This is a genomic window from Paucibacter sp. XJ19-41, assembly GCF_028462495.1.
GTDB lineage: Bacteria > Pseudomonadota > Gammaproteobacteria > Burkholderiales > Burkholderiaceae_C > Roseateles_E.
This window is the reverse complement of sequence record NZ_JAQOWX010000246.1, coordinates 1-2,111: the sequence shown is the minus strand read 5'-3', so window position 1 is coordinate 2,111 and position 2,111 is coordinate 1. Positions and strand designations below refer to the sequence as shown.

General features: G+C 73.9%; 1 protein-coding gene. It reads left to right on the top strand.

Going from position 1 to position 2,111, the window contains the following annotated elements:
- The first annotated feature begins 112 nt into the window (after nt 1–112).
- Complete coding sequence (locus PO768_RS29400; RefSeq protein WP_442953319.1) at nt 113–1,996, top strand: serine/threonine-protein kinase; 1,884 nt, start codon at nt 113–115, stop codon at nt 1,994–1,996.
- Nucleotides 1,997–2,111 lie beyond the last annotated feature (115 nt).

The following is a 2,111-nucleotide window of genomic DNA, read 5'->3' as shown; positions in this document are numbered from 1 at the left end:
TCAGCAGCGCCTGACCCGGGCGCTGGCGGCCGAGCCCGGTGGCGGCGGTGGCGCCGCAGCTGGCGAGCGGCTGGGCCCCTGGCGCCTGGTGTCCAAGCTGGGCGAGGGCGGCATGGGCGAGGTCTGGCTGGCCGAGCGCGCCGACGGGCTCTACCAGGCCCAGGTCGCGATCAAGCTGCTGCGCGACGATGTCTCGGCGCCGGGCCTGGCCGAGCGCTTCGCACGCGAGCGTGCGCTGCTGGCGCGGCTGACCCATCCGGGCATTGCGCGCTTGCTGGACGCCGGCGTCCAGGCCCAGCCCGGCGGCGGCCGCGCCTATCTGGTGCTGGAGCATGTGGCGGGGCTGACGCTCAGCGAGCATGTGCGCCAGGCCCGGCTGCCGGTGGCCGAGCGGGTGCGCCTGCTGATGGGGGTGGCGCGGGCGGTCGAGCATGCCCATGCGCAGCTGATCGTGCACCGCGACCTCAAGCCCAGCAATGTGATGGTGACGGCCGAGGGCAGCCCGAAGCTGCTGGACTTCGGCATCGCCGGCCTGCTCGACGACGACGGCGCCAGCACCGACAGCCAGCTGACCCGCCAGGCCGGCCGCCGCCTGACACCGGCCTATGCCGCGCCCGAGCAGATCACCGGCGCGGCCATCGGCGTCGCGGCCGATGTCTACTCGCTGGGCGTGATGCTGTACGAGCTGCTCAGCGGCGTGCTGCCCTTCGGCCAGGCCGGTGGCTCGCGCACCGCACTCGAACATGCGGTGCTCCACACCGAGCCGGCACGGCTTTCGCGCAGCACGCTGCCGCCCGAGGGCCAGCGGCCGGGGCCGGGCCGGCCGCCCGACTTCGAGCGCACCCGGGGCGATCTGGAGGCGGTGGCGGCCAAGGCCATGCGCAAGCAGCCGGGCCAGCGCTACGGCAGCGTCGGCGCGCTGATCGACGATCTGCAGCGCTGGCTGGAGCACCGCCCGGTCAGCGCCCGTCGGGACGACTGGCGCCATCGCAGCCGGCTCTGGCTGCGCCGCCACGCCAAGCTGGCGATCGCCGCGCTGCTGCTGGGCGCCAGCCTCAGCACCGGCCTGGCGATCAGCCTTTGGCAATGGCAGCGCGCCGAGGCCGCAGCGCGCCAGTCCGATCAGGTGACCCGCTACCTGACCGAGCTGCTGGCCTCGGCCAACCCCGACCGCCATGGCGGCCGCCCGCCGACGNTGGCAGCGCGCCGAGGCCGCAGCGCGCCAGTCCGATCAGGTGACCCGCTACCTGACCGAGCTGCTGGCCTCGGCCAACCCCGACCGCCATGGCGGCCGCCCGCCGACGGTGCTGGAGCTGCTGGAGAAAAGCCGTGCCGAGCTGGGCGACAAGTTTGCCGACGACCCGGCGACGCGGGCGCGGCTGCTGGAGGTGCTGGTCGGCACCTACCGCGACCTGAACCGCTACGACATCGCGATTCCGCTCGCTCAGCAGCTGATCGAGCATGCGCAGCAGCATTTCGGCAGCGCAGACGAACGCACGCTGAATGCCCGCCTGGGGCTGGCGCGCATCTACACCTCGCAGGGCTCGCCGGCCAAGGTGATCGCCCTGGTCGAGCCGCTGCAGGCCGACCTGATCGCGCGCCACGGCGAGGTCTCGCACCCGCACTCCGCTGCGCTCTACCTGCTGGGCGTGGCTTACTCGCGCGTCGGCCGGCTCGACGAGGCCGAGCAGGCGCTGGCGCGCGCCCGGCCCATCGTCGACAAGCTCTACAAGCCCAGCGACTTCGAGCACATGTTCTTCGACAACTATGTGCAGAGCCTGCGCGTGGCCCAGGGCCGGCTGGCCGAGGCCGAGGCCCTGCTGCGGGCCACCGAGCCGCGCTGGGCCACGGCGCCGCCGCGCTATGCCCGCTTCGTGCTGGTGCTGCGGCGCAATCTGCTGGCCGTGCAGATCCGCCAGGCCAAGTACGCCGGCATCGAGGCGCGCGCGGGCGCGCTGCTGGCCGAGATGGAGGCGCTGCTGGGGCCGGGCAATGACATGGCCGCCGGCATGCGGGCCGAGCTGGCGCGCTACCACGCCGACCGCGGCGAGCATGGCCGCGCGCTGCAGCTGCACGAGCAGATCCAGGCCAGCCTGAGCGCCGCCGCTGTC